We start from the raw sequence: 19,347 nt of genomic DNA, 5'->3' as shown, positions 1-19,347 counted from the left end.
ACCGTCCGCAACCCTGCCTAGCCTAGTCGCCATGACCGACGAGATCGACGTGCCCGCCCCCACGCCCGACATCCCCGACGGCCTGCGGGTCGTCCCGCTGTCGGAGCAGACCTGGGACGCCTTCGCCGAGCTCGTCGAGCGCAACAACGGCATCTTCGGCGGCTGTTGGTGCATCGGCTACCACCCCGAGTGCGGGCAGCGGCTGGACCACCGCCGGGTCAAGCGGGACAGGGTGCTGGACGACGCGGCGCACGCCGCGCTGGTGCTCGACCAGGAGGGTCGGGCGCAGGCCTGGGCGCAGTATGGCGACCCGCACGAGCTGTCCGGCATCAAGCACCGGCGCGCCTACGACCAGGAGCCTCCGCCGGCGCCGGACTGGCGGCTCACCTGCGTCTACGTCGACCCCAGGCACCGCGGTCAGGGGCTGGCGCGGCGCGCGGTGGTCGGGGCGCTCGCGCTGGTGGCGGCGGCCGGTGGTGGCGTGGTGGAGGCGATCAGCGAGGTCACGGACGGCCGCACCGCGCAGGGCCGGTTCCTCTTCAGCGCCACCGCCGAGCTGCTGGAGGACCTCGGCTTCACCCGGGTCCGCCAGGTGGGCAAGCACGCCTGGATCATGACGCGCACGGTCGAGCCGGCCGCGCCTGACCCAGGACCACCCGCTCGGCGCGTTGTGACCTGGGACACCACCCCCGCCCAGGACAGCCCGGCAGCCGGCGGTTAGGTTGTGGTCACAAGGGCGAGCCGGCCGGCTCCTCGCCAGCGGCCGGCTCGAAGCCACCAGGTTGTCAAGGGAGACGATCGATGACGCAGTACGTCTACGACTTCGAGCACGGTGACAAGGACCAGAAGGACCTGCTCGGGGGCAAGGGGGCCAACCTCGCGGAAATGACCAAGCTCGGTCTGCCCGTGCCTCCCGGCTTCACCATCACGACCGAGGCGTGCCGGGCGTTCCTGCGGCAGGGGCACGCGCCGGCGGAGCTCGGGGTGCAGGTCACCAAGGAGCTGCGTCTGCTCGAGCAGAAGATGGGTCGCCGGCTGGGCAACGCCGACGACCCGTTGCTCGTCTCGGTGCGCTCCGGCGCGAAGTTCTCCATGCCCGGGATGATGGAGACCGTCCTCAACATCGGCCTCAACGACGACTCCGTGGAGGGCCTGGCCAGCATCGGCGGCGACGCCCGCTTCGCGTGGGACTCCTACCGCCGCCTCATCCAGATGTTCGGCGCGACGGTGATGCACATCGAGTCGAGCCGCTTCGCCGACGCGCTGGACGCCAAGAAGCAGGAGAAGGGCGTCAGCACCGACCCCGAGCTGACCGCCGAGGCGCTGCAGGAGCTGGTCGACGAGTACAAGCAGATCGTGCGCGAGGAGAGCGGCCGGGACTTCCCGCAGTGGCCGCGCGAGCAGCTGGACATGGCGATCGTCGCGGTCTTCCAGTCGTGGAACACCGAGCGCGCCCGCCTCTACCGGCGCCGGGAACGGATCCCGCACGACCTCGGCACCGCCGTCAACGTCTGCACCATGGTCTTCGGCAACATGGGGGAGACCTCGGGCACCGGCGTCGCCTTCACCCGCGACCCGTCCACCGGGCACTCGGGGCACTACGGCGACTACCTCATCAACGCCCAGGGCGAGGACGTCGTCGCCGGCATCCGCAACACCATGTCCCTGGCCGACATGGGCACCCACCACCGCGAGCCCTTCAAGCAGCTCGAGGCCAACCTGCACCTGCTCGAGACCCACTACCGCGACCTGTGCGACGTGGAGTTCACCGTGGAGCGCGGCAAGCTGTGGATGCTGCAGACCCGCGTGGGCAAGCGCACCGCCAACGCCGCCTTCCGCATCGCCTCCCAGCTCGTGGACGAGCAGCTCATCACGATGGACGAGGCGCTGGAGCGGGTGACCGGCGAGCAGCTGGTCCAGCTGATGTTCCCGCAGCTCGACCCGCACGGCGAGCGGACGCTGCTCACCAAGGGCATGGCCGCGTCCCCGGGCGCCGCCGTCGGCACGATCGTCTTCGACTCCGCGACGGCCGTCGAGCGGGCCGCCCAGGGTGACAAGGTGCTGCTGGTCCGCCGCGAGACCAACCCGGACGACCTGTCCGGCATGATCGCCTCCGTCGGCATCCTCACCGCGCGAGGCGGCAAGACCTCCCACGCCGCCGTCGTCGCCCGCGGCATGGGCCGCACCTGCGTGTGCGGCGCCGAGGAGCTGCAGATCGACACCGCGGGCAAGCGACTCGTGGTGGGCGACAAGGAGTTCGGCGAGGGCGACTGGCTGTCGATCGACGGCGCCACCGGCGAGGTCTTCGAGGGCGAGCTCGAGGTCGTGCCCAGCCCCGTCATGCGCTACCTGGAGGAGGGGCTGGAGGCCGGCACCGCCGACCTGGACGACGAGACGGCCGAGCTCGTGCGCGCCGTGGACCGCCTGCTCACCCACGCCGACCGGGTGCGGCGGCTGCGGGTGCGGACCAACGCCGACACCGCCGAGGACTCCCGGCGCGCGCGGCACCTCGGCGCCGAGGGCATCGGCCTGTGCCGGACCGAGCACATGTTCCTCGGCGACCGCCGCGTGCTCATCGAGCGGATGATCCTCGCCACCGAGGACGCCGAGAAGCAGGCGGCGCTGGACGCGCTCCTGCCGCTGCAGCGCCAGGACTTCGTCGAGATGCTGGAGGCCATGGACGGACTGCCCATGACTGTCCGGCTGCTGGACCCGCCGCTGCACGAGTTCCTGCCCGACCTGACCGAGCTGTCCGTCAAGGTCGCGGTGGCCGAGGCCAAGGGCGAGGCCGACCCGCACGACGTGGAGCTGCTGCAGGCGGTCCGCAAGCAGCACGAGGCCAACCCGATGCTGGGCCTGCGCGGCGTCCGCCTCGGCCTCACGGTCAAGGGCCTCTTCGGCCTGCAGGTGCGGGCGCTGGCGGAGGCCGCGGCGATCCGCCGGCAGGCCGGCGGCGACCCGCGCCCGGAGGTGATGGTCCCGCTCGTCGGCTCGATCAACGAGCTGGACCTCATCCGCGACGAGGCGCAGGCGATCATCGCCGCGGTGGCCGAGGAGAAGGGCGTCGACCTGTCGATGCCGATCGGCACCATGATCGAGCTGCCGCGCGCGGCCCTCACCGCCCAGCGGATCGCGGAGTCGGCCGACTTCTTCTCCTTCGGCACCAACGACCTCACCCAGACCACGTGGGGCTTCTCCCGCGACGACGTGGAGGCGGCGTTCTTCAGCAACTACATGGACAAGGGCGTCTTCACCGTCAGCCCCTTCGAGACCATCGACCGCACCGGCGTCGGACGGCTCGTCGAGCTGGGTGCCGAGGGCGGCCGCCAGGGCAACCCGCAGATCCACCTCGGGGTGTGCGGCGAGCACGGCGGCGACCCCGCCTCGATCCACTTCTTCGACGCGGTCGGCCTCGACTACGTCTCCTGCTCGCCGTTCCGGGTCCCGGTGGCGCGGCTGGAGGCCGGGCGCGCGACGGTGGGGGACAGCGACGCGACGGCCTGACCGGCCGGCCTCCTCCTGGCGGGCGCCGCTCCTGCGGGGGCGGCGCCCAGCCGTATGCCGCACCCCCGTCCCGCCGACCAGGGCTTGCGGACGCGCACCGTCCGGGTCCGGTGCCAGGCTGGACCCATGAACCTTCGTCTCTACACCGTCGTCGTCGACTGCCACGACATCGCCGCCCAGGCCCGCTGGTGGGCGGAGGTGCTGGACTGGCGCATCGTCTACGAGGACGACCAGGAGGTGGCCCTGATCGGGCGGGACCACTCCGACGCCGAGGTCGACGCGCAGGCGTGGGCGTCGGCGCCCCCGGGGCTGGTCTTCGTCCCGGTCGCGGAGGGCCGCACGGTGAAGAACCGGGTGCACCTCGACCTGGCACCCCACCTCGAGGACGACCGCGACGCCCAGATCGAGCGTCTGCTGGCGATGGGCGCGACGCGCGTGGACGTCGGCCAGTCCGACGACGCGACCTGGACGGTGCTGGCCGACCCGGAGGGCAACGAGTTCTGCGTGCTGTCCTCGCGCAACCGCTGAGGCTCAGTCGTCCTGCTTGCTGCCGAACATGATGTCGTCCCAGCTCGGCACCGACGGTCGGCCGCCCTTGCGCCGCTGAGCGGGGCGCGGCCGGGGCCGCCCGGAGGTCGAGTCGGGGCCGGAGGTCGAGTCGGAGCCGGCGGCCGTCCCCGGGCCCTCAGGGCTCGCCGGACCCGCCGACTTCTCCTCGGCCCTGGGCTCCTCGGCCCGGGGGGTCGCGGGATCCGCCGACCGCTCCTCGACCCTGGGCGCCTCGAGCTCTGCCGAGCCCTCGCCCCTGGTGGCCGGCTGATCGCTGGTCGCGGCGTGGTCCTCGACGTCGGCCGCGCCCAGGCCCGGGAACTCCACCTGCCCCGGCACCCGCGGGTGCGCGGCTTCGCTCACCGGCACGACCCGCGCCTCGGAGCGCTCGACCTCCACCGCCGGCGCGTCCTGGGGGTCGTCGTCGTGCCGCTCCGGGTGCTCGGGCAGTGCCGCCGTCCGCGGCGGCGCGGGCTGCGAGGCCTGCTCCACGACCGCGTCGATCTCGGCGACGGGCGACCCAGCCGTCGGGTCGGCGGGGAGGTCTGCCGCGGGGGTCGCTGACGGCTCCGGGCGCGCCTCGACCCGACCTGCCGCGGCCGTCTGCTCGGGCTGGCCACCCTGCTCGCGCTGCTCGCCCTGCTCAGCTTGCCCACCCTGCTCAGGCTGCTCCGGACGGCTGTGCTCGGTGCCGGGCAGCGCGTCCTGCGCGTGCGTGCCCCGGCCTCGGGCGGGGGAGCGGCGCGACCGGCGACGGGCCGCCTTGCTGCGCTCGCGCATCGAGGCCACCAGCTCGCTGTCCTCGTCCGGCTCGAGGTGGCGCCGGGCGGCTCGGGTCTCGACGATCAGCGGCTCCGGGCCGGCCCCCTCGCTGGAGGCGTCGGAGTGGATGCCGCCCTCGCTCTCCACGTCATACACGCGGGGTCGGGTCGACAGCGGCACCAGCGGCTCGGGGTTGTGCGGGGCGTCGTCGCCGGTCAACCAGCGCGCCTCGTCGTCGATCGCCTCGACGCTGCGCGTGCCCAGGTCGAAGTGCCACCGGGCCTCGCGCAGCCGACCACCGGCCGCGAAGGTGAGCGCCAGCGTCCACGGCGCTCCCGCCGCGCGCCACGCGTCCCAGGACGCGCTCTGCGGGTCCACGCCACGCTCGGTCAACCGCTCGGCCACCCGGGCACCCAGCAGCGGCGCGCCGGCGGATGCCGGCCGCAGCCGCACCCCGGTGGCGAGCCCCGCGACGTGCTCGCGCTCGGCGATGATCGGGCCTTCGTAGCGGGCGATCTTGTCCAGCGTCCACCCGGAGATCTCGGCGACCTCGTCGGTGGACGCGCCGGCGCGGATCAGGGCCTGCACCTGACGCGGGCTCACGGGCTCGCGCTCGGCGCCGGGCTCCTCGGCCCGCGGCCGCTCGTGCCGGACCGCGGAGCGCAGGGTGGCGTCGAGGGGCACCCGGTAGCGGCTGCCGTCCTGCGACGCCAGGAGCAGGTGCCCCCCGTCGTCGGCGATCCCGACCAACCGCAGGTCCTGCACGCCAGTAGGCTCCATCCGTCGGCTCTCCGTCCTCCACGCCCGCACGTCGAGGCTAGGCTGTCATGGATACGAGCCGTCACCAACCGGGCACGCCGCACCCACTAGGCTGAGGCCACCATGCGGACGACGTACACCCAAGCCCTGCTCGGCCTCGACATCGTCGGTGTCCTCGCGTTCGCCCTCTCCGGCGGGCTCGTGGGGGTCCGCAAGGGGCTCGACCTCTTCGGCGTGCTGGTCCTGGCCTGCGTGACCGCCCTCGGCGGCGGCATCGTCCGGGACGTGATCCTCGACGTGACCCCGGCCAACCTCACCGACTGGCGGCTCGTGCTGGCCGCCGTCCTCGCCGGGTCCGTGGCGTTCGGCTACGCCCACCTGGTGCAGCGATTCTCCCGGGTCCTGCTGACCATGGACGCCGTGGGCCTCGCGACCTTCATGCTGGCCGGCACCCTCAAGGCGCTCGGCCGGGGCGCCCCGGCCCTGGAGGCCGTGCTGGTGGGCCTGGTCACGGCGGTCGGCGGCGGCATCCTGCGCGACGTGCTCGCCGGGGTGGTCCCCGAGGTCCTGCGCACCGGCCTCTACGCCCTGCCGGCCCTGGCCGGCGGCGCCCTGCTGGCGGGCGCCTACGCCCTCGAGCTCGACGGCCCGTGGACCATCGTCGGCTGCGCCGCCTTCATCTTCGTGGTCCGTATGGCGGCCCTCCGCTGGCGCTGGTCCGCCCCCACCTCACCGAGGAAGCTCCCATGACGACCGACCCCTCCGTGGGTGACCCCGCGCGCCCCTACGACGCCGTGTTGCTGCTGTCCTTCGGCGGGCCGGAGCGGCTGGAGGACGTCATGCCCTTCCTGCGCCAGGTGACGGCGGGTCGCGGGATCCCCGACGAGCGGCTGGCCGTCGTCGGCGAGCACTACGTCGCCCGCGGCGGCAAGAGCCCCGTCAACGACCTGGGGCGGGCGCTCGCCGCGGCGCTGCGCACCGAGCTCGCCGCCCGGGGCGCCGACCTGCCCGTCGAGCTCGGCAACCGCAACTGGGCTCCCTGGGCCGCCGACACGCTGCGGGAGCTGCACGACGGCGGGGCCCGCCGGGTCGTCACCGTGCTCACGAGCGCCTACTCCTCCTACTCCTCCTGCCGGCAGTACCGCGAGGACCTCGCCGGCGCCCAGGGCACCCTGGCCGACGAGGGCCGCTCCGTGACGCTGGACAAGGTCCGCCCCTACTGGTCCCACCCCGGCTTCGCGGACACCATGGCGGACCTGGTGGCCGACACCGTCGCCGCGATCCCGGCCGAGCGGCACGCCACCACCCACGTCGCCTACGTCACCCACTCCATCCCGACGTGGATGCAGGAGTCCTCCGGGCCCCCCGACGACCCCGCCGAGAGCTACCAGGCGCAGCACGAGCGACTCGCCGCCCGCTGTGATGAGGTGGTGCGCCGACGCGCCACGGCCCTGCCGAGCTCACTGGTCTACTGCTCCCGCTCGGGGCCGCCCCAGCAGCCCTGGCTCGAGCCCGACGTCAACGACCACCTGGAGTCGCTGGCCGCCGCGGGCGCCACGGACGTGGTGCTCGCCCCGATCGGTTTCGTGTCCGACCACATGGAGGTTGTGCACGACCTCGACACCGAGGCCGCCGCGACCGCCCGCCGGCTGGGCATCACCGCCCACCGGGTGCCCACCGTCGGCACCCACCCCGCCTTCGTCGCCGGGCTCGCCGACCTGGTCCTGGAGCGCGCGGCGCAGGCCCGCGGCGAGCAGCCGGACCGGCCCGCGGTCGACGGCCGGCCGCTGTGGTCCACGTGCCCCCGGGACTGCTGCCTCGGCAGGGCCCCCCGGGCTGCACTCTGCGGCGCCGACGGGTGACACACTGAGGGCATGTCGCAGCTGCTGACCCCGCCCGCCGCCGACCTGTCAGCACTGGAGACGCTGGCGCTGGACGTCGCCCGGGCCTGCGGGCGCCTGATCGTCGACCAGCGCCCCGGCGACCTCGGCGTCGCCGCCACCAAGACCAGCCTGACCGACGTGGTCACGATCATGGACCAGCGCTCGGAGGCCCTGGCCCGCGAGCTGCTCACCCAGGCCCGACCCGAGGACGGCTTCCACGGCGAGGAGAGCAGCCGGGTGCCGAGCCGCTCCGGGCTCACCTGGGTCGTGGACCCGATCGACGGCACCGTCAACTACCTCTACGACATTCCCGCGTATGCCGTCTCGGTCGCCGCCGTCGTCGGCGACCCCGCCGTCCCCGGCGGCTGGGAGCCGGTCGCGGCCGCCGTCGTCGACCCGGTGGCCGAGGAGGCGCACGTGGCTCACCGCGGCGGCGGCGCGCGGCTGCTGAGCCCCGCCGGGGAGCGGGCGCTCGGCATACGGGAGGGGACCGAGCTCGGGGCCGCCCTGCTCGGCACCGGGTTCGGCTACGAGGCCCGGGTCCGGGCCGACCAGGGGCAGGTCATCGCCGCGGTGCTGCCGGAGGTGCGCGACATCCGGCGCCGCGGGTCGGCCGCGCTGGACCTGTGCTGGGTCGCCGACGGGCGCCTCGACGCCTACTTCGAGCGCGGGCTGCACGAGTGGGACCTCGCCGGTGGTTGGCTGGTCGTCACCGAGGCCGGCGGAGTCGTCCGGGGCCTGGCCGGGGCCCACCTCGCCGACCCCTTCACCATCGCCGGGCCGACCGGTCTCGTCGACCGCCTGGACGCGCTGCTGGAGCGGGTCGCAACGCCCCGCTGACCAGGCCCGACGCGCGCATCGCGGCCGGCGCGCCTCCCGACGTGACGGGGCCGAGGTTTTGGGGCATGATTCGCCGCGACGTCCGGGCACAAATTCGGTTGGCGAAGCGTTGGACCCGGCGCACCGACGGGGGCCGTCCCCGTGGAGGGCTGGATCGAGAGGGCCGAGATGGCAACTGACTACGACGCACCGCGCAAGACCGACGACGACCTCTCCGAGGACTCCATCGAGGAGCTCAAGGCCCGCCGCGGTGATGCCTCGTCGTCCAACGTGGACGTCGACGAGACCGAGCAGGCCGAGGGCTTCGAGCTGCCCGGCGCGGACCTGTCCGGCGAGGAGCTGTCGGTGCGCGTGCTGCCGCGCCAGGCCGACGAGTTCACCTGCTCGCGCTGCTTCCTCGTGCACCACCGCAGCCAGCTCGCCAAGGAGGTCGGCGGCCAGCCGGTCTGCCGCGAGTGCGCCTGACCTCGCGAGCACGCTCCTGATGACGACCGAGCACCCGGCGGGGGAGGGCGTCGACGAGGTCGAGGTGCTGCTGCAGCAGCTCGACCCGGGCCTGGCCCCGCCGGCCTACAGCCACCACGACGACGCGGGGGCCGACCTGCGGTCCCGGGAGGACGTGCTCCTCGCCCCGGGTGAGCGTCGCCTGGTCGCGACCGGCGTCGCCGTCGCGATCCCGCAGGGGTATGCCGGGTTCGTGCACCCCCGGTCCGGGCTCGCCGCCCGGCACGGGGTGACGGTCGTCAACGCCCCCGGCACGGTCGACGCGGGCTATCGCGGCGAGATCCTCGTCAACCTCCTCAACACCGACCGGGACCAGTCGGTGCAGCTCCGTCGGGGCGAGCGCATCGCCCAGCTCGTCGTCCAGCGCGTCTCCCGCGCCACCTTCGTCCCAGTAGACTCGCTGCCGGACTCGGTCCGTGGGGCCACCGGGCACGGAGCCAGCGGACGCCACTGACCAGCACCGACACCCGCACGCACACCGACACCGATTGACGAGGACGCCGTGGCCTTCTTCCGCCGAGACAAGTCCCGGGGCACCAGCGACGAGGGGGAGCCCCAGGTCGAGGAGGCCCCGGTCCGCGAGGAGGGGCCCTACGACCGCTCCGAGGTCACCGACGTGTCCGACCGGCTCGACCTGGGGTCGCTGCTCGTCCCCGGGGTCGACGGCATGGAGATGCGGCTCGAGCTGGACCAGAGCAGCGGCGAGGTCGTCGCGGTGAGCTGCCACCTGGCCGGGTCGGTGCTGCAGCTGCAGGGCTTCGCCGCTCCCCGCACCCTCGGGATCTGGGACGACATCCGCGACGAGATCGCGGCGAGCATCGAGGCGTCCGGCGGGACGGCGGAGCTCCGTGACGGCCGGTTCGGGACCGAGCTCGCCGTCCAGATGGCCACCGGCCCAGGGCAGCTCGCGCCCGCGCGTTTCGTGGGTGTGGACGGGCCACGGTGGTTCCTGCGCGGCTTCCTGTCCGGGCCGGCCGTGAGCGACGAGGCCGCCGCCGCGACGCTGCTCCAGGTCTTCGCCCACGTCGTCGTGGTCCGTGGGGACCAGGCGATGGCCCCGCGCGAGCTGCTGCCGCTGCGCCTGCCCGAGGTCGCCGAGCACGAGCACGCGCACGAACACGACGGGCATCACAACGACGGGCACCAGCACCACCACGACCAGCCTGACCACGACCAGCCTGACCACGACCAGCCTGACCACGACCAGCCTGACCACGACCAGCAGGGCGGCCCGGGCCGGGCCCGCAGCACCGACGACCTGCAGCCCTTCGAGCGCGGCCCCGAGATCACCGAGACCCGCTGATGGCGACGCGCAGCACGGACCACGAGCGCGGCTTCTGGCGCCGCAGCCTGCACCGGCTGGTGCGGCCGGCGGAGGAGATCGAGGACCACGAGCTGCGCAGCGACGCCGACCGGCTGGGCGTCTCCAGCATCAGCGAACTGGTCGACCGTCAGGTCGCCACGGTCTCGGGGGCGGTCCGGTCCACGACGCTCAGCCCCGAGGGACGGGTGCCGGCGCTCAAGGTGGAGATCTACGACGGCACGCAGGCGCTGCAGCTCATCTGGCTGGGGCGGCGCCGGATCGCCGGGGTGCGGCCCGGCACCTACCTCACCGCGCAGGGGCGCGTCTGCCGCGTCGAGGGTGTCCCGACCATCTACAACCCGCGATACGAGCTGCTGCCCGGGCGCGGGGCTGCGAGCGCGCAGGCATGAGCGTGGGCAGCGACACCGCAGGTCGGCACCCCGACACCGTCGAGCACCTGATCCGCGCCCGGCTCGCCACCGCCCTGGGCGGGTGGCGTGGCTCGGTGGAGGCGGCGCTGCCGACGGTGGCCTTCGTGGTCGTGTGGATCACCCGGCACGACGTGCGCGAGGCGGTCCTCGCCTCGGCGGTGCCCGTCCTGCTGCTGCTCGTCGCCCGGCTCGTGCAGCGCCAGACGGTGCAGTACGTCCTGTCCAGCCTCCTCGCGACCGCCCTCGCCGCCTTCTTCGCGCTGCGGTCCGGCCGGGCTCAGGACGCGTTCCTGCCGGGGATGCTCGTCTCCGGGGCCTATCTCGTCGGCACCCTCGTGTCGATCCTCGCCCGGTGCCCGGTGGTGGGCTTCCTGGTCGCGGTCGGGGACCCCGGCTACCGCGAGGACCCCTTCGGGTGGCGCCGCAACGCCCCGCTCGTGCGGGTCGCCGCCCGGCTGACCTGGGTGCTGGTGGCGCTCTTCGCGCTGCGGCTGCTGGTCATGGTGCCGCTCTACGTCACCGGGCAGGTCGCCGCGCTGGGCATCGCCAAGATCGTGCTCAGCTGGCCGGCCTACGTCGCCGCGGTGGCCGTCATGGGGCTGATGCTGGTGCGTGGCGCCACGCCCGTGGAGCGCGCCGAGCTGGAGCGCGAGGCCGACGCCCAGGGCTGAAGCCCGTGCGACGGGCCGCCCCTGCGGGCGACAGCCTCAGAGGACGTGCCTCAGAGGACGTGCCTCACAGGTCGTCCTCGTCGTCGGCGTGGTCGACCTCGCCGCGCGGCTTGCGGTGACCCGGCGACAGCAGGTCCTCGAGGTCGTCCTCGACCTCCTCCACGGTTAGGAAGAGCAGCTCGTCGCCGACCTCCACCGAGTCGTCCCGGGTCGGGGCGATCGGCAGCCCGTCGCGGATGATCCCCACGAGCGTCGTGTCGCGGGGGAGCGCGACGTCGCCGACGCGGCTGCCGGCATACGGGCTGTCGGCGGGGAGGGTGAGCTCGACCATGGTCGCCCCACCCTTCTGGAAGGTGAAGATCTGGACCAGGTCGCCGACGCTGACGGCCTCCTCCACCAGGGCCGTCATCAGCCGTGGCGTCGAGACGGCGACGTCCACGCCCCAGGACTCGTCGAACATCCACTCGTTGCGGGGGTTGTTGACGCGCGCCACGGTGCGCGGGACGCCGAACTCCGTCTTGGCGAGCAGCGACACGACGAGGTTGGCCTTGTCGTCCCCGGTGGCCGCGACGACGACGTCGCAGTCCGCGAGGCCCGCCTCGGTCAGCGAGGTGATCTCGCAGGCGTCGGCGAGCAGCCAGGAGGCGTCGGGGACCCGGGAGGCCTGGACGTCGTCGGCGTCCTTGTCCACGAGCAGGACCTGGTGACCGTTGTGCAGCAGCTCTCGGGCGATCGAGCGACCGACCGAGCCGGCTCCGGCGATGACGACACGCATGGGACTGGCTGACCTCGGCTCACTCGTGGGGCGGCGCGTCGGCGAGGACGCGCTCGATGGTGGGGATGGCATCGGTGGTCGACAGGAAGCGGACGATGTCGCCCTCCTGCAGCACCGTGTCGGGACCGGGCAGGACGCCCTGGCCGAAGCGGGTCAGGTAGGCGACGCGGGCCCCGGAAGCCTCCTCCATCGCCGCGAGCCGCCGCCCCACCCAGGAGCGGTCGATGCTGACCTCGCTCAGCGCGATCTGCCCGCTCGGGTCGATGAACTCCGGGACGGAGCCTTGCGGCATGAGCCGCCGGACCACCCGGTCGACGGTCCACTGCACGGTCGCCACGGTGGGGATGCCCAGCCGCTGGTAGATCTCCGCGCGGCGCGGGTCGTAGATGCGCGCGACGACGTGCTCGACCCCGAAGGTCTCCCGGGCGACCCGCGCCGCGAGGATGTTGGAGTTGTCGCCGTTGCTGACGGCGGCGAAGGCGTAGGCCTGCTCGATGCCGGCCTCCTTGAGGGTGTCCCGGTCGAAGCCGATCCCCTTGACGCGCCGCCCCTCGAAGCCGCGCCCCAGCCGGCGGAACGCCGACGCGGACTGGTCGACGACCGCGACGTCGTGACCGGCCTCCTCCAGGCTCAGCGCCAGGGTGGATCCGACACGGCCGCAACCCATGATCACGAAGTGCACGGCGCACACGCTACACCGCTGCGACGTGCGGATCCGGGGCGTGCCCCGCCCGCCGCGCCCCGGGGCCTACAGTGGTCGTCGTGTCAGATGTCGGTCGCGCTCTCAAGCGCGTGGTGGTCGGTCCCGCGATGCGCTCGGACAAGCTGGGGGAGACCTTGCTTCCCAAGCGGCTCGCCCTCCCCATCTTCGCCAGCGACGCGCTGTCCTCGGTCGCGTACGCCCCGGACGAGATCTTCCTGACGCTCGCGCTCGCGGGCGGGGCCTTCGCCACGACGCACTCCTGGCAGATCGGGCTCGGGGTCGTCTTCGTCATGGTGATCGTCGTGCTGTCCTACCGGCAGAACGTCCACGCCTACCCCTCGGGCGGCGGGGACTACGAGGTGGCCACGACCAACCTCGGCCCCTGGGCGGGGCTCGGCGTGGCGAGCGCTCTGCTGGTCGACTACGTGCTGACCGTGGCCGTGTCGATCTCCTCCGGGGTCCAGAACGCCACCGCCGCCATACCGGCCCTGGACGGCCACGCCATGCCGGTCGCAGTGCTGCTCATCGTGCTGCTGACCGCCATGAACCTCCGCGGGGTGCGCGAGTCCGGCAAGGCCTTCGCCGTCCCGGTCTACGCCTTCATGGCGGCGATCATCGGTATGGCGATCTGGGGTCTCGTCCGGTCGCTGTCCGGGTCGCTGCCCCAGGCCGAGAGCGCGCACCTGCAGCTGCGGCCCGAGCACGGCTACGACGAGCTCGCGGGCCTGGCCATGGTCTTCCTACTGCTGCGGGCGTTCAGCTCCGGGTGCGCGGCGCTGACCGGCGTGGAGGCGATCTCCAACGGCGTCCCGGCCTTCCAGAAGCCCAAGTCCCGCAACGCGGCCACGACCCTGCTGCTCATGGGGTCCATCTCGGTGACGATGCTGATGTCGATCATCTACCTGGCCATCCAGACCGGTGTGAAGTACTCCGAGGACCCGGCGCACCAGCTGCTGCGCGACGGGCAGCCCGTGGGGGCCGGCTACGTCCAGCACACGATCATCGGGCAGCTGTCGCTGGCGGTCTTCGACAACTTCCCGCCCGGGGTGCTGCTGGTGTCGGCGGTGACCGGGCTGATCCTGATCCTGGCCGCCAACACCGCCTTCAACGGCTTCCCGGTGCTGGGGTCGATCCTCGCCAAGGACGGCTACCTGCCCCGCCAGCTGCACAACCGCGGGGACCGGCTGGCCTACTCCAACGGCATCCTCATCCTCGCGGCCGCGGCGGCGGTGCTCGTCATCATCTTCGACGCCGAGGTCACCAAGCTGATCCAGCTCTACATCGTCGGCGTCTTCGTGTCCTTCACGCTCAGCCAGACCGGCATGATCCGCCACTGGAACCGCCTGCTGCGCACCGAGACCGACCCCCGCGCCCGCCGGACCTACCGCACCAGCCGGGTGATCAACTACATCGGCGCGTCCATGTCCGGCAGCGTCCTGGTCATCGTGCTGATCACGAAGTTCGCGGCGGGCGCGAAGTACGCCATCGCCGCGATGGCGGTCCTCTTCCTCGTGATGAAGGCCATCCACCGGCACTACGCCCACGTCGCGACCGAGCTGGCCGTCCCCGAGGACGACACCCGCGAGGGGCGGCTGCCCTCCCGGGTGCACGCCGTCGTGCTGGTCTCCAAGATCCACAAGCCGACGCTGCGCGCCCTGGCCTACGCCCGCGCGTCACGCCCCTCGACGCTCGAGGCGATCACCGTCGCCGTCGAGCCGCAGGACGGCGAGCGGCTGCAGGAGGAGTGGCTGCGCCGGGGCATCCCGGTGCCGCTGAAGGTGCTGGACTCGCCCTACCGCGAGATCACCCGGCCGGTCCTCAGCTACATCGCCAGCATCCGGCGGACCTCGCCGCGGGACCTGGTCATGGTCTTCGTGCCGGAGTACGTCCTCGGCCGCTGGTGGGAGTCGATCCTGCACAACCAGAGCGCGTTCCGCATCAAGAGCCGGTTGCTCTTCATGCCCGGCGTGATGATGACCAGCGTGCCCTACCAGCTGCGCTCGACCGAGGACCTGCGCGAGGAGCTGCGCGCCGAGGCCGCGGCGGGAGACCGCAGCCGCACCACCGTCGTGACCGACGAGGTCGTCGGCGAGACCCCCGAGAGGAGCACCGTCTGATGTCGCCACGCGACGACCGCCGGCGTGCCGGCGGCCCCCGCGGCGCACGCCGCCCCACCCGCGCCACCCGCGCCACCGGCCGACCGGCCCGCGAGCGTCAGCCCAAGGGCGAGCCTCTGGTCGGGCACGAGGCCGAGGTCGAGGTCGGGGCGGTGGCCCACGGCGGCTTCTGCGTCGCGCGGCTGGACGGCCGCGTGGTCTTCGTGCGGCACGCGCTGCCGGGGGAGCGGGTGCGGATCCGGGTCACCGAGGGCGGCACCGGCGACCGCTACCTGCGCGCGGACGCCGTGGCGGTCCTCGACGCCTCCCCGCACCGGGTCGACCCGCCCTGCCCGTATGCCGGTCCCGGCCGCTGCGGCGGCTGCGACTGGCAGCACGTCGCCGTCCCGCACCAGCGCGAGCTCAAGGCCGCCGTGATCCACGAGCAGCTCGACCGCCTGGCCGGCCTGGACCTGCAGGGGCTGCAGGTGCAGCCGCTGCCGGTCGAGGGCCGCGCGGACGACGGGCTGCGGTGGCGCACCCGCGTCGAGTTCGCCGTCGACGAGGAGGGGCGGGCCGGCCTGCGCCGGCACCGGTCCCACGACGTCGAGGTGATCGACGACTGCCTCATCGCCACCCCCGGGGTGGTGGCCAGCGGGGTGCTGCGCACCACCTGGCCCGGCTGCAGCAGCGTGGACGTCGTCGACGCGTCCGGGCTCGAGGAGCCGGTGCTGGTCCCGGTGCACGCCGACGGCACCACCGGCTCGGACCCCGGCGTGCTCGAGCTGGTCACGTTCGAGGACTGGCAGCACGGCTTCGAGGTCGACGCGCGGGGCTTCTGGCAGGTGCACCCCGACGCGGCGACCACCTTCCTCGGCGAGGTCGTCGAGCTGCTCGACCCGCAGGAGGGCGAGCACGCCCTCGACCTCTACTGCGGGGTGGGGCTCTTCGCCGCGGCGCTCGCCGACGCGGTGGGGGAGCAGGGGCACGTCCTGGCCGTCGAGGCCGACGCGGCCGCGGTCGACCACGCCCTGGACAACCTGCAGGAGCACGCCAACGTCGAGGTGCGCCAGGGGCGCGTCGACGCGGTGCTGGGGCAGGCGGCGCGCTCCGGCATACGGGCTGACGTCGTGGTCCTGGACCCCCCGCGATCGGGTGCCGGGCGCACCGTGATGCAGCAGCTCGCCCAGCTCCGCCCGCGGGCCGTGGCCTACGTCGCCTGCGACCCGGCCGGGCTGGCGCGGGACCTCGCCGTCGCCGAGGAGCACGGCTACCTGCTCACGGACCTGATCGCCTACGACGCCTTCCCGATGACCCAGCACGTCGAGTGCATCGCGCTGCTGGAGCCGGGGGACGCCGATCTCGACGACCTCGACGATGCCGACCTCGACGCCGACTCCGACGCGGACCTCGGCCCAGCCGACGAGGCGTCACCCCGGTCCTGAGGGCCGGGGCCGGCAGCACCCCTGCTGTCGCCGCCCGGCCGTGGGTGAGGGACAATCGGCAGGAGCACCACCCACGACGACGTGGTCGCTGACGGCACGTCGACGTGGTTCCCACCAACAGGTGTCTTGACGTCAAGAGAGCCCTCGTGAGAGGGTTGTCTTGACGTCGAGATACAACCGCTTCGTGGAAGGAACAGGCGTGAGCCAAGAGAGCGTGAACACCTTCGGAGCCAAGGACACCCTGCAGGTCGGGGACACCTCCTACGAGGTGTTCCGGCTGGACGCGGTGGAGGGCAGCGAGACGCTTCCCTACTCCCTCAAGGTCCTGCTGGAGAACCTCCTGCGCACCGAGGACGGCGCCAACATCACGGCCGACCACATCCGGGCCCTCGGCGGCTGGGACGCGGACGCCGAGCCCGACACCGAGATCCAGTTCACTCCGGCGCGCGTGATCATGCAGGACTTCACCGGCGTGCCGTGCGTCGTGGACCTCGCCACCATGCGCGAGGCCGTCGAGGAGCTGGGCGGCGACGCCTCCCAGATCAACCCCCTCGCCCCCGCCGAGCTCGTCATCGACCACTCGGTCCAGATCGACGTCGCGGGCAACCCGCGCGCCTTCCAGCTCAACCAGGACTTCGAGTACCAGCGCAACAAGGAGCGCTACCAGTTCCTGCGGTGGGGCCAGACCGCGTTCGACGACTTCAAGGTCGTCCCGCCGGGCACCGGCATCGTGCACCAGGTCAACATCGAGCGGCTCGCCCGGGTCACGATGTCCCGCAACGGCCAGGCCTACCCCGACACCTGCGTCGGCACCGACTCCCACACGACGATGGTCAACGGCCTCGGTGTGCTCGGCTGGGGCGTTGGCGGCATCGAGGCCGAGGCCGCCATGCTCGGCCAGCCGGTCTCGATGCTCATCCCGCGGGTCGTCGGCTTCAAGCTGACCGGCTCGATGAAGCCCGGCGTGACCGCCACCGACGTGGTCCTCACCATCACCGAGATGCTGCGCAAGCACGGCGTCGTCGGCAAGTTCGTCGAGTTCTACGGCGAGGGCGTCGGCGCGCTGCCGCTGGCCAACCGCGCCACCATCGGCAACATGAGCCCGGAGTTCGGCTCCACCTGCGCGATCTTCCCGATCGACCAGGTCACCCTGGACTACCTGCGGCTCACCGGCCGCGACGACGAGCAGGTCGCGCTGGTCGAGGCCTACGCCAAGCTGCAGGGCATGTGGCTCGACCCCGCCAAGGAGGCCCGCTACAGCGAGCTCGTCGAGCTCGACCTCGGCGAGGTGGTCCCCTCGATCGCCGGCCCCAAGCGCCCCCAGGACCGCATCGTTCTCACCGACGCCAAGCAGGCCTTCCGCGAGGTGCTGCCGACCTACGTCAAGGGCCAGCAGGGCAGCAGCGGGATCGGTGGCTCCTTCCCGGCCTCCGACGCCCCCGCCCCGGACAGCGACACCGAGGCCGGCGGCGACGCCCCCGCCACCGAGGGCAACGGCTCCTCCCGGCCGTCGGAGAAGGTCTCCGTCACCACGGACAAGGGCACCTTCGAGCTCGACCACGGTCACGTGGCCATCGCCTCGATCACGTCCTGCACCAACACCTCCAACCCGTCGGTGATGATGGCCGCCGCCATGCTGGCCAAGAACGCCCACGAGCGCGGCCTCCAGGCCAAGCCGTGGGTCAAGACCTCGATGGCTCCGGGCTCGCAGGTCGTGACCGGCTACTACGAGAAGGCCGGCATGTGGCCGCACCTGGAGGCCCTCGGCTACCACCTCGTGGGCTACGGCTGCGCCACCTGCATCGGCAACTCCGGCCCGCTGGACGACGAGATCAGCGCGGCCATCAACGACCACGACCTGTCCGTCACCGCGGTGCTGTCCGGCAACCGCAACTTCGAGGGTCGCATCAGCCCCGACGTCAAGATGAACTACCTGGCGTCCCCGCCGCTGGTCATCGCCTACGCCCTGGCCGGCACGATGGACTTCGACTTCGAGTCGGAGCCGCTCGGGCAGGACTCCGACGGCAAGGACGTCTACCTCAAGGACATCTGGCCCGCTCCGGAGGACGTGGAGAAGGTCATCGGCGAGGCCATCAGCCGCGACATCTTCGTCGAGGACTACAAGGACGTCTTCGCCGGCGACGAGCGGTGGCAGGGCCTGGACACCCCCGAGGGCAGCACCTTCGAGTGGGACGGCGGGTCGACCTACGTCCGCAAGCCCCCCTACTTCGAGGGCATGAGCATGGAGCTGACCCCTGTCGAGGACATCTCGGGCGCGCGGGTCCTCGCCAAGCTGGGCGACTCGGTCACGACCGACCACATCAGCCCGGCCGGCTCCATCAAGGCCGACAGCCCCGCGGGCACCTACCTCGCCGAGCACGGTGTGGAGCGCAAGGACTTCAACTCCTACGGCTCGCGGCGCGGCAACCACGAGGTCATGGTCCGCGGCACCTTCGCCAACATCCGCCTCAAGAACCTCCTGCTGGACGGCGTCGAGGGCGGCTACACCCGCAACTTCCTCGACGGCGGCGAGCAGACCACGATCTACGAGGCGTCCGAGGCCTACCAGGAGGCCGGCGTCCCGCTGGTGATCCTCGGCGGCAAGGAGTACGGCTCGGGCTCGTCGCGCGACTGGGCGGCCAAGGGCACGCGCCTGCTGGGCGTCAAGGCCGTCATCGCCGAGTCCTACGAGCGCATCCACCGCTCCAACCTGATCGGCATGGGCGTGCTGCCGCTGCAGTTCCCGGCGGGGGAGTCGGCCGACTCCCTCGGCCTGGACGGCACCGAGACCTTCGACATCACCGGGGTCACGGCGCTCAACGACGGCACCACCCCCAAGACGGTGCACGTCACCGCCACCAAGGAGGGCGGCGACGCCGTGGACTTCGACGCGGTCGTCCGCATCGACACCCCCGGCGAGGCCGACTACTACCGCAACGACGGCATCCTGCAGTACGTTCTGCGGTCCCTCGCCAAGCACTGACGGGTCGCTGCGCGAGCAGTCCCGCCTCACCGGTCATGGGCCGGTCCGCCGATCGCGGACCGGCCCATGGTCGTATGCCGTGCCCCTGGGACTCCGCCGTCAGCGTCGCCCAATCGGGTGATGACGAGACGGTGGGGAG

The 19,347-nt window shown here is 72.8% G+C and carries 17 protein-coding genes; 14 read left to right on the top strand and 3 right to left on the bottom strand.

The genetic code is table 11. The annotated features are described in order from the left end of the window. The first annotated feature begins 31 nt into the window (after window positions 1-31). The 3 genes from ADJ73_RS13275 (at window position 32) to ADJ73_RS13265 (ending at window position 4,032) form a co-directional block, all read left to right on the top strand. On the top strand, window positions 32-721 hold the full coding sequence (locus ADJ73_RS13275) for a GNAT family N-acetyltransferase (protein ID WP_216593635.1): 690 nt from the start codon (window positions 32-34) through the stop codon (window positions 719-721). A gap of 80 nt (window positions 722-801) precedes the next feature. Then, entirely contained in the window at window positions 802-3,504 is a 2,703-nt protein-coding gene (gene ppdK, locus ADJ73_RS13270; RefSeq protein WP_050348658.1) for a pyruvate, phosphate dikinase, read from the top strand. 126 nt (window positions 3,505-3,630) lie between these two features. After that, window positions 3,631-4,032 (top strand): VOC family protein, encoded by a 402-nt coding sequence (locus tag ADJ73_RS13265; RefSeq protein WP_050348657.1) that lies wholly within the window; start codon window positions 3,631-3,633, stop codon window positions 4,030-4,032. Window positions 4,033-4,035: 3 nt separating this feature from the next. Here ADJ73_RS13265 and sepH read toward each other — a convergent pair whose 3' ends face one another. Next, complete coding sequence (sepH, locus tag ADJ73_RS13260) at window positions 4,036-5,595, bottom strand: septation protein SepH (RefSeq protein WP_082177000.1); 1,560 nt, start codon at window positions 5,593-5,595, stop codon at window positions 4,036-4,038. A gap of 102 nt (window positions 5,596-5,697) precedes the next feature. On the opposite strand from sepH, the gene ADJ73_RS13255 reads away from it, so the two are divergent. The 8 genes from ADJ73_RS13255 (at window position 5,698) to ADJ73_RS13220 (ending at window position 11,206) form a co-directional block, all read left to right on the top strand. After that, on the top strand, window positions 5,698-6,324 hold the full coding sequence (locus ADJ73_RS13255) for a trimeric intracellular cation channel family protein (protein WP_050348655.1): 627 nt from the start codon (window positions 5,698-5,700) through the stop codon (window positions 6,322-6,324). Further along, window positions 6,321-7,436, top strand: coding sequence for a ferrochelatase (locus ADJ73_RS13250; RefSeq protein WP_050348654.1), 1,116 nt, complete (start codon window positions 6,321-6,323; stop codon window positions 7,434-7,436). The genes ADJ73_RS13255 and ADJ73_RS13250 overlap by 4 nt, the downstream gene beginning before the upstream one ends. A gap of 12 nt (window positions 7,437-7,448) precedes the next feature. Continuing rightward, the gene (locus tag ADJ73_RS13245; protein WP_050348653.1) at window positions 7,449-8,297 is read left to right on the top strand and encodes an inositol monophosphatase family protein; all 849 of its coding nucleotides are present in this window, start codon (window positions 7,449-7,451) and stop codon (window positions 8,295-8,297) included. Between the two features lie 168 nt (window positions 8,298-8,465). Beyond that, window positions 8,466-8,762: a DUF4193 domain-containing protein gene (locus tag ADJ73_RS13240; RefSeq protein ID WP_050349461.1), complete on the top strand. Its 297-nt coding sequence runs from the start codon at window positions 8,466-8,468 to the stop codon at window positions 8,760-8,762. A gap of 19 nt (window positions 8,763-8,781) precedes the next feature. Continuing rightward, the gene (gene dut, locus ADJ73_RS13235; RefSeq protein ID WP_050348652.1) at window positions 8,782-9,255 is read left to right on the top strand and encodes a dUTP diphosphatase; all 474 of its coding nucleotides are present in this window, start codon (window positions 8,782-8,784) and stop codon (window positions 9,253-9,255) included. 48 nt (window positions 9,256-9,303) lie between these two features. After that, window positions 9,304-10,104 (top strand): DUF3710 domain-containing protein, encoded by an 801-nt coding sequence (locus ADJ73_RS13230; protein WP_050348651.1) that lies wholly within the window; start codon window positions 9,304-9,306, stop codon window positions 10,102-10,104. Then, a complete protein-coding gene (locus tag ADJ73_RS13225) occupies window positions 10,104-10,514 on the top strand; it encodes an OB-fold nucleic acid binding domain-containing protein (RefSeq protein WP_082176999.1) in 411 nt (136 codons plus the stop codon). Before ADJ73_RS13230 ends, ADJ73_RS13225 begins: the two co-directional genes overlap by 1 nt. Then, window positions 10,511-11,206 carry a DUF3159 domain-containing protein gene (locus ADJ73_RS13220; protein WP_050348650.1) on the top strand — a complete coding sequence of 232 codons (696 nt, stop codon included), beginning with the start codon at window positions 10,511-10,513 and terminating at the stop codon, window positions 11,204-11,206. Before ADJ73_RS13225 ends, ADJ73_RS13220 begins: the two co-directional genes overlap by 4 nt. A gap of 64 nt (window positions 11,207-11,270) precedes the next feature. On the opposite strand, the gene ADJ73_RS13215 is transcribed toward ADJ73_RS13220, so the two are convergent. Beyond that, a complete protein-coding gene (locus ADJ73_RS13215) occupies window positions 11,271-11,981 on the bottom strand; it encodes a potassium channel family protein (RefSeq protein WP_050348649.1) in 711 nt (236 codons plus the stop codon). Between the two features lie 19 nt (window positions 11,982-12,000). Next, window positions 12,001-12,663, bottom strand: coding sequence for a potassium channel family protein (locus ADJ73_RS13210; RefSeq protein WP_050348648.1), 663 nt, complete (start codon window positions 12,661-12,663; stop codon window positions 12,001-12,003). Between the two features lie 80 nt (window positions 12,664-12,743). Between ADJ73_RS13210 and ADJ73_RS13205 the strand changes: the two genes are divergently transcribed. The 3 genes from ADJ73_RS13205 (at window position 12,744) to acnA (ending at window position 19,208) form a co-directional block, all read left to right on the top strand. Further along, window positions 12,744-14,801 (top strand): APC family permease, encoded by a 2,058-nt coding sequence (locus ADJ73_RS13205; protein WP_253272580.1) that lies wholly within the window; start codon window positions 12,744-12,746, stop codon window positions 14,799-14,801. Next, on the top strand, window positions 14,801-16,225 hold the full coding sequence (locus ADJ73_RS13200; protein WP_082176998.1) for a class I SAM-dependent RNA methyltransferase: 1,425 nt from the start codon (window positions 14,801-14,803) through the stop codon (window positions 16,223-16,225). Before ADJ73_RS13205 ends, ADJ73_RS13200 begins: the two co-directional genes overlap by 1 nt. A gap of 199 nt (window positions 16,226-16,424) precedes the next feature. Beyond that, window positions 16,425-19,208 carry an aconitate hydratase AcnA gene (gene acnA, locus ADJ73_RS13195; RefSeq protein WP_050348647.1) on the top strand — a complete coding sequence of 928 codons (2,784 nt, stop codon included), beginning with the start codon at window positions 16,425-16,427 and terminating at the stop codon, window positions 19,206-19,208. Window positions 19,209-19,347 lie beyond the last annotated feature (139 nt).

Origin of the sequence: Arsenicicoccus sp. oral taxon 190 (genome assembly GCF_001189535.1) — a bacterium.
Classification (GTDB): domain Bacteria; phylum Actinomycetota; class Actinomycetes; order Actinomycetales; family Dermatophilaceae; genus Arsenicicoccus.
This window is presented reverse-complemented; position numbering and strand designations above follow the sequence as displayed.

Bases quoted from the DNA above. Each gene is read 5' to 3' on its own strand.
- ADJ73_RS13215 (WP_050348649.1), bottom strand. From the start codon at position 11,981: ATGCGTGTCGTCATCGCCGGAGCCGGCTCGGTCGGTCGCTCGATCGCC.
- ADJ73_RS13200 (WP_082176998.1), top strand. From the start codon at position 14,801: ATGTCGCCACGCGACGACCGCCGGCGTGCCGGCGGCCCCCGCGGCGCA.
- ppdK (WP_050348658.1), top strand. From the start codon at position 802: ATGACGCAGTACGTCTACGACTTCGAGCACGGTGACAAGGACCAGAAG.
- ADJ73_RS13225 (WP_082176999.1), top strand. From the start codon at position 10,104: ATGGCGACGCGCAGCACGGACCACGAGCGCGGCTTCTGGCGCCGCAGC.
- ADJ73_RS13240 (WP_050349461.1), top strand. From the start codon at position 8,466: ATGGCAACTGACTACGACGCACCGCGCAAGACCGACGACGACCTCTCC.
- ADJ73_RS13265 (WP_050348657.1), top strand. From the start codon at position 3,631: ATGAACCTTCGTCTCTACACCGTCGTCGTCGACTGCCACGACATCGCC.
- ADJ73_RS13220 (WP_050348650.1), top strand. From the start codon at position 10,511: ATGAGCGTGGGCAGCGACACCGCAGGTCGGCACCCCGACACCGTCGAG.
- ADJ73_RS13245 (WP_050348653.1), top strand. From the start codon at position 7,449: ATGTCGCAGCTGCTGACCCCGCCCGCCGCCGACCTGTCAGCACTGGAG.
- dut (WP_050348652.1), top strand. From the start codon at position 8,782: ATGACGACCGAGCACCCGGCGGGGGAGGGCGTCGACGAGGTCGAGGTG.
- ADJ73_RS13275 (WP_216593635.1), top strand. From the start codon at position 32: ATGACCGACGAGATCGACGTGCCCGCCCCCACGCCCGACATCCCCGAC.
- sepH (WP_082177000.1), bottom strand. From the start codon at position 5,595: ATGGAGCCTACTGGCGTGCAGGACCTGCGGTTGGTCGGGATCGCCGAC.
- ADJ73_RS13250 (WP_050348654.1), top strand. From the start codon at position 6,321: ATGACGACCGACCCCTCCGTGGGTGACCCCGCGCGCCCCTACGACGCC.
- ADJ73_RS13255 (WP_050348655.1), top strand. From the start codon at position 5,698: ATGCGGACGACGTACACCCAAGCCCTGCTCGGCCTCGACATCGTCGGT.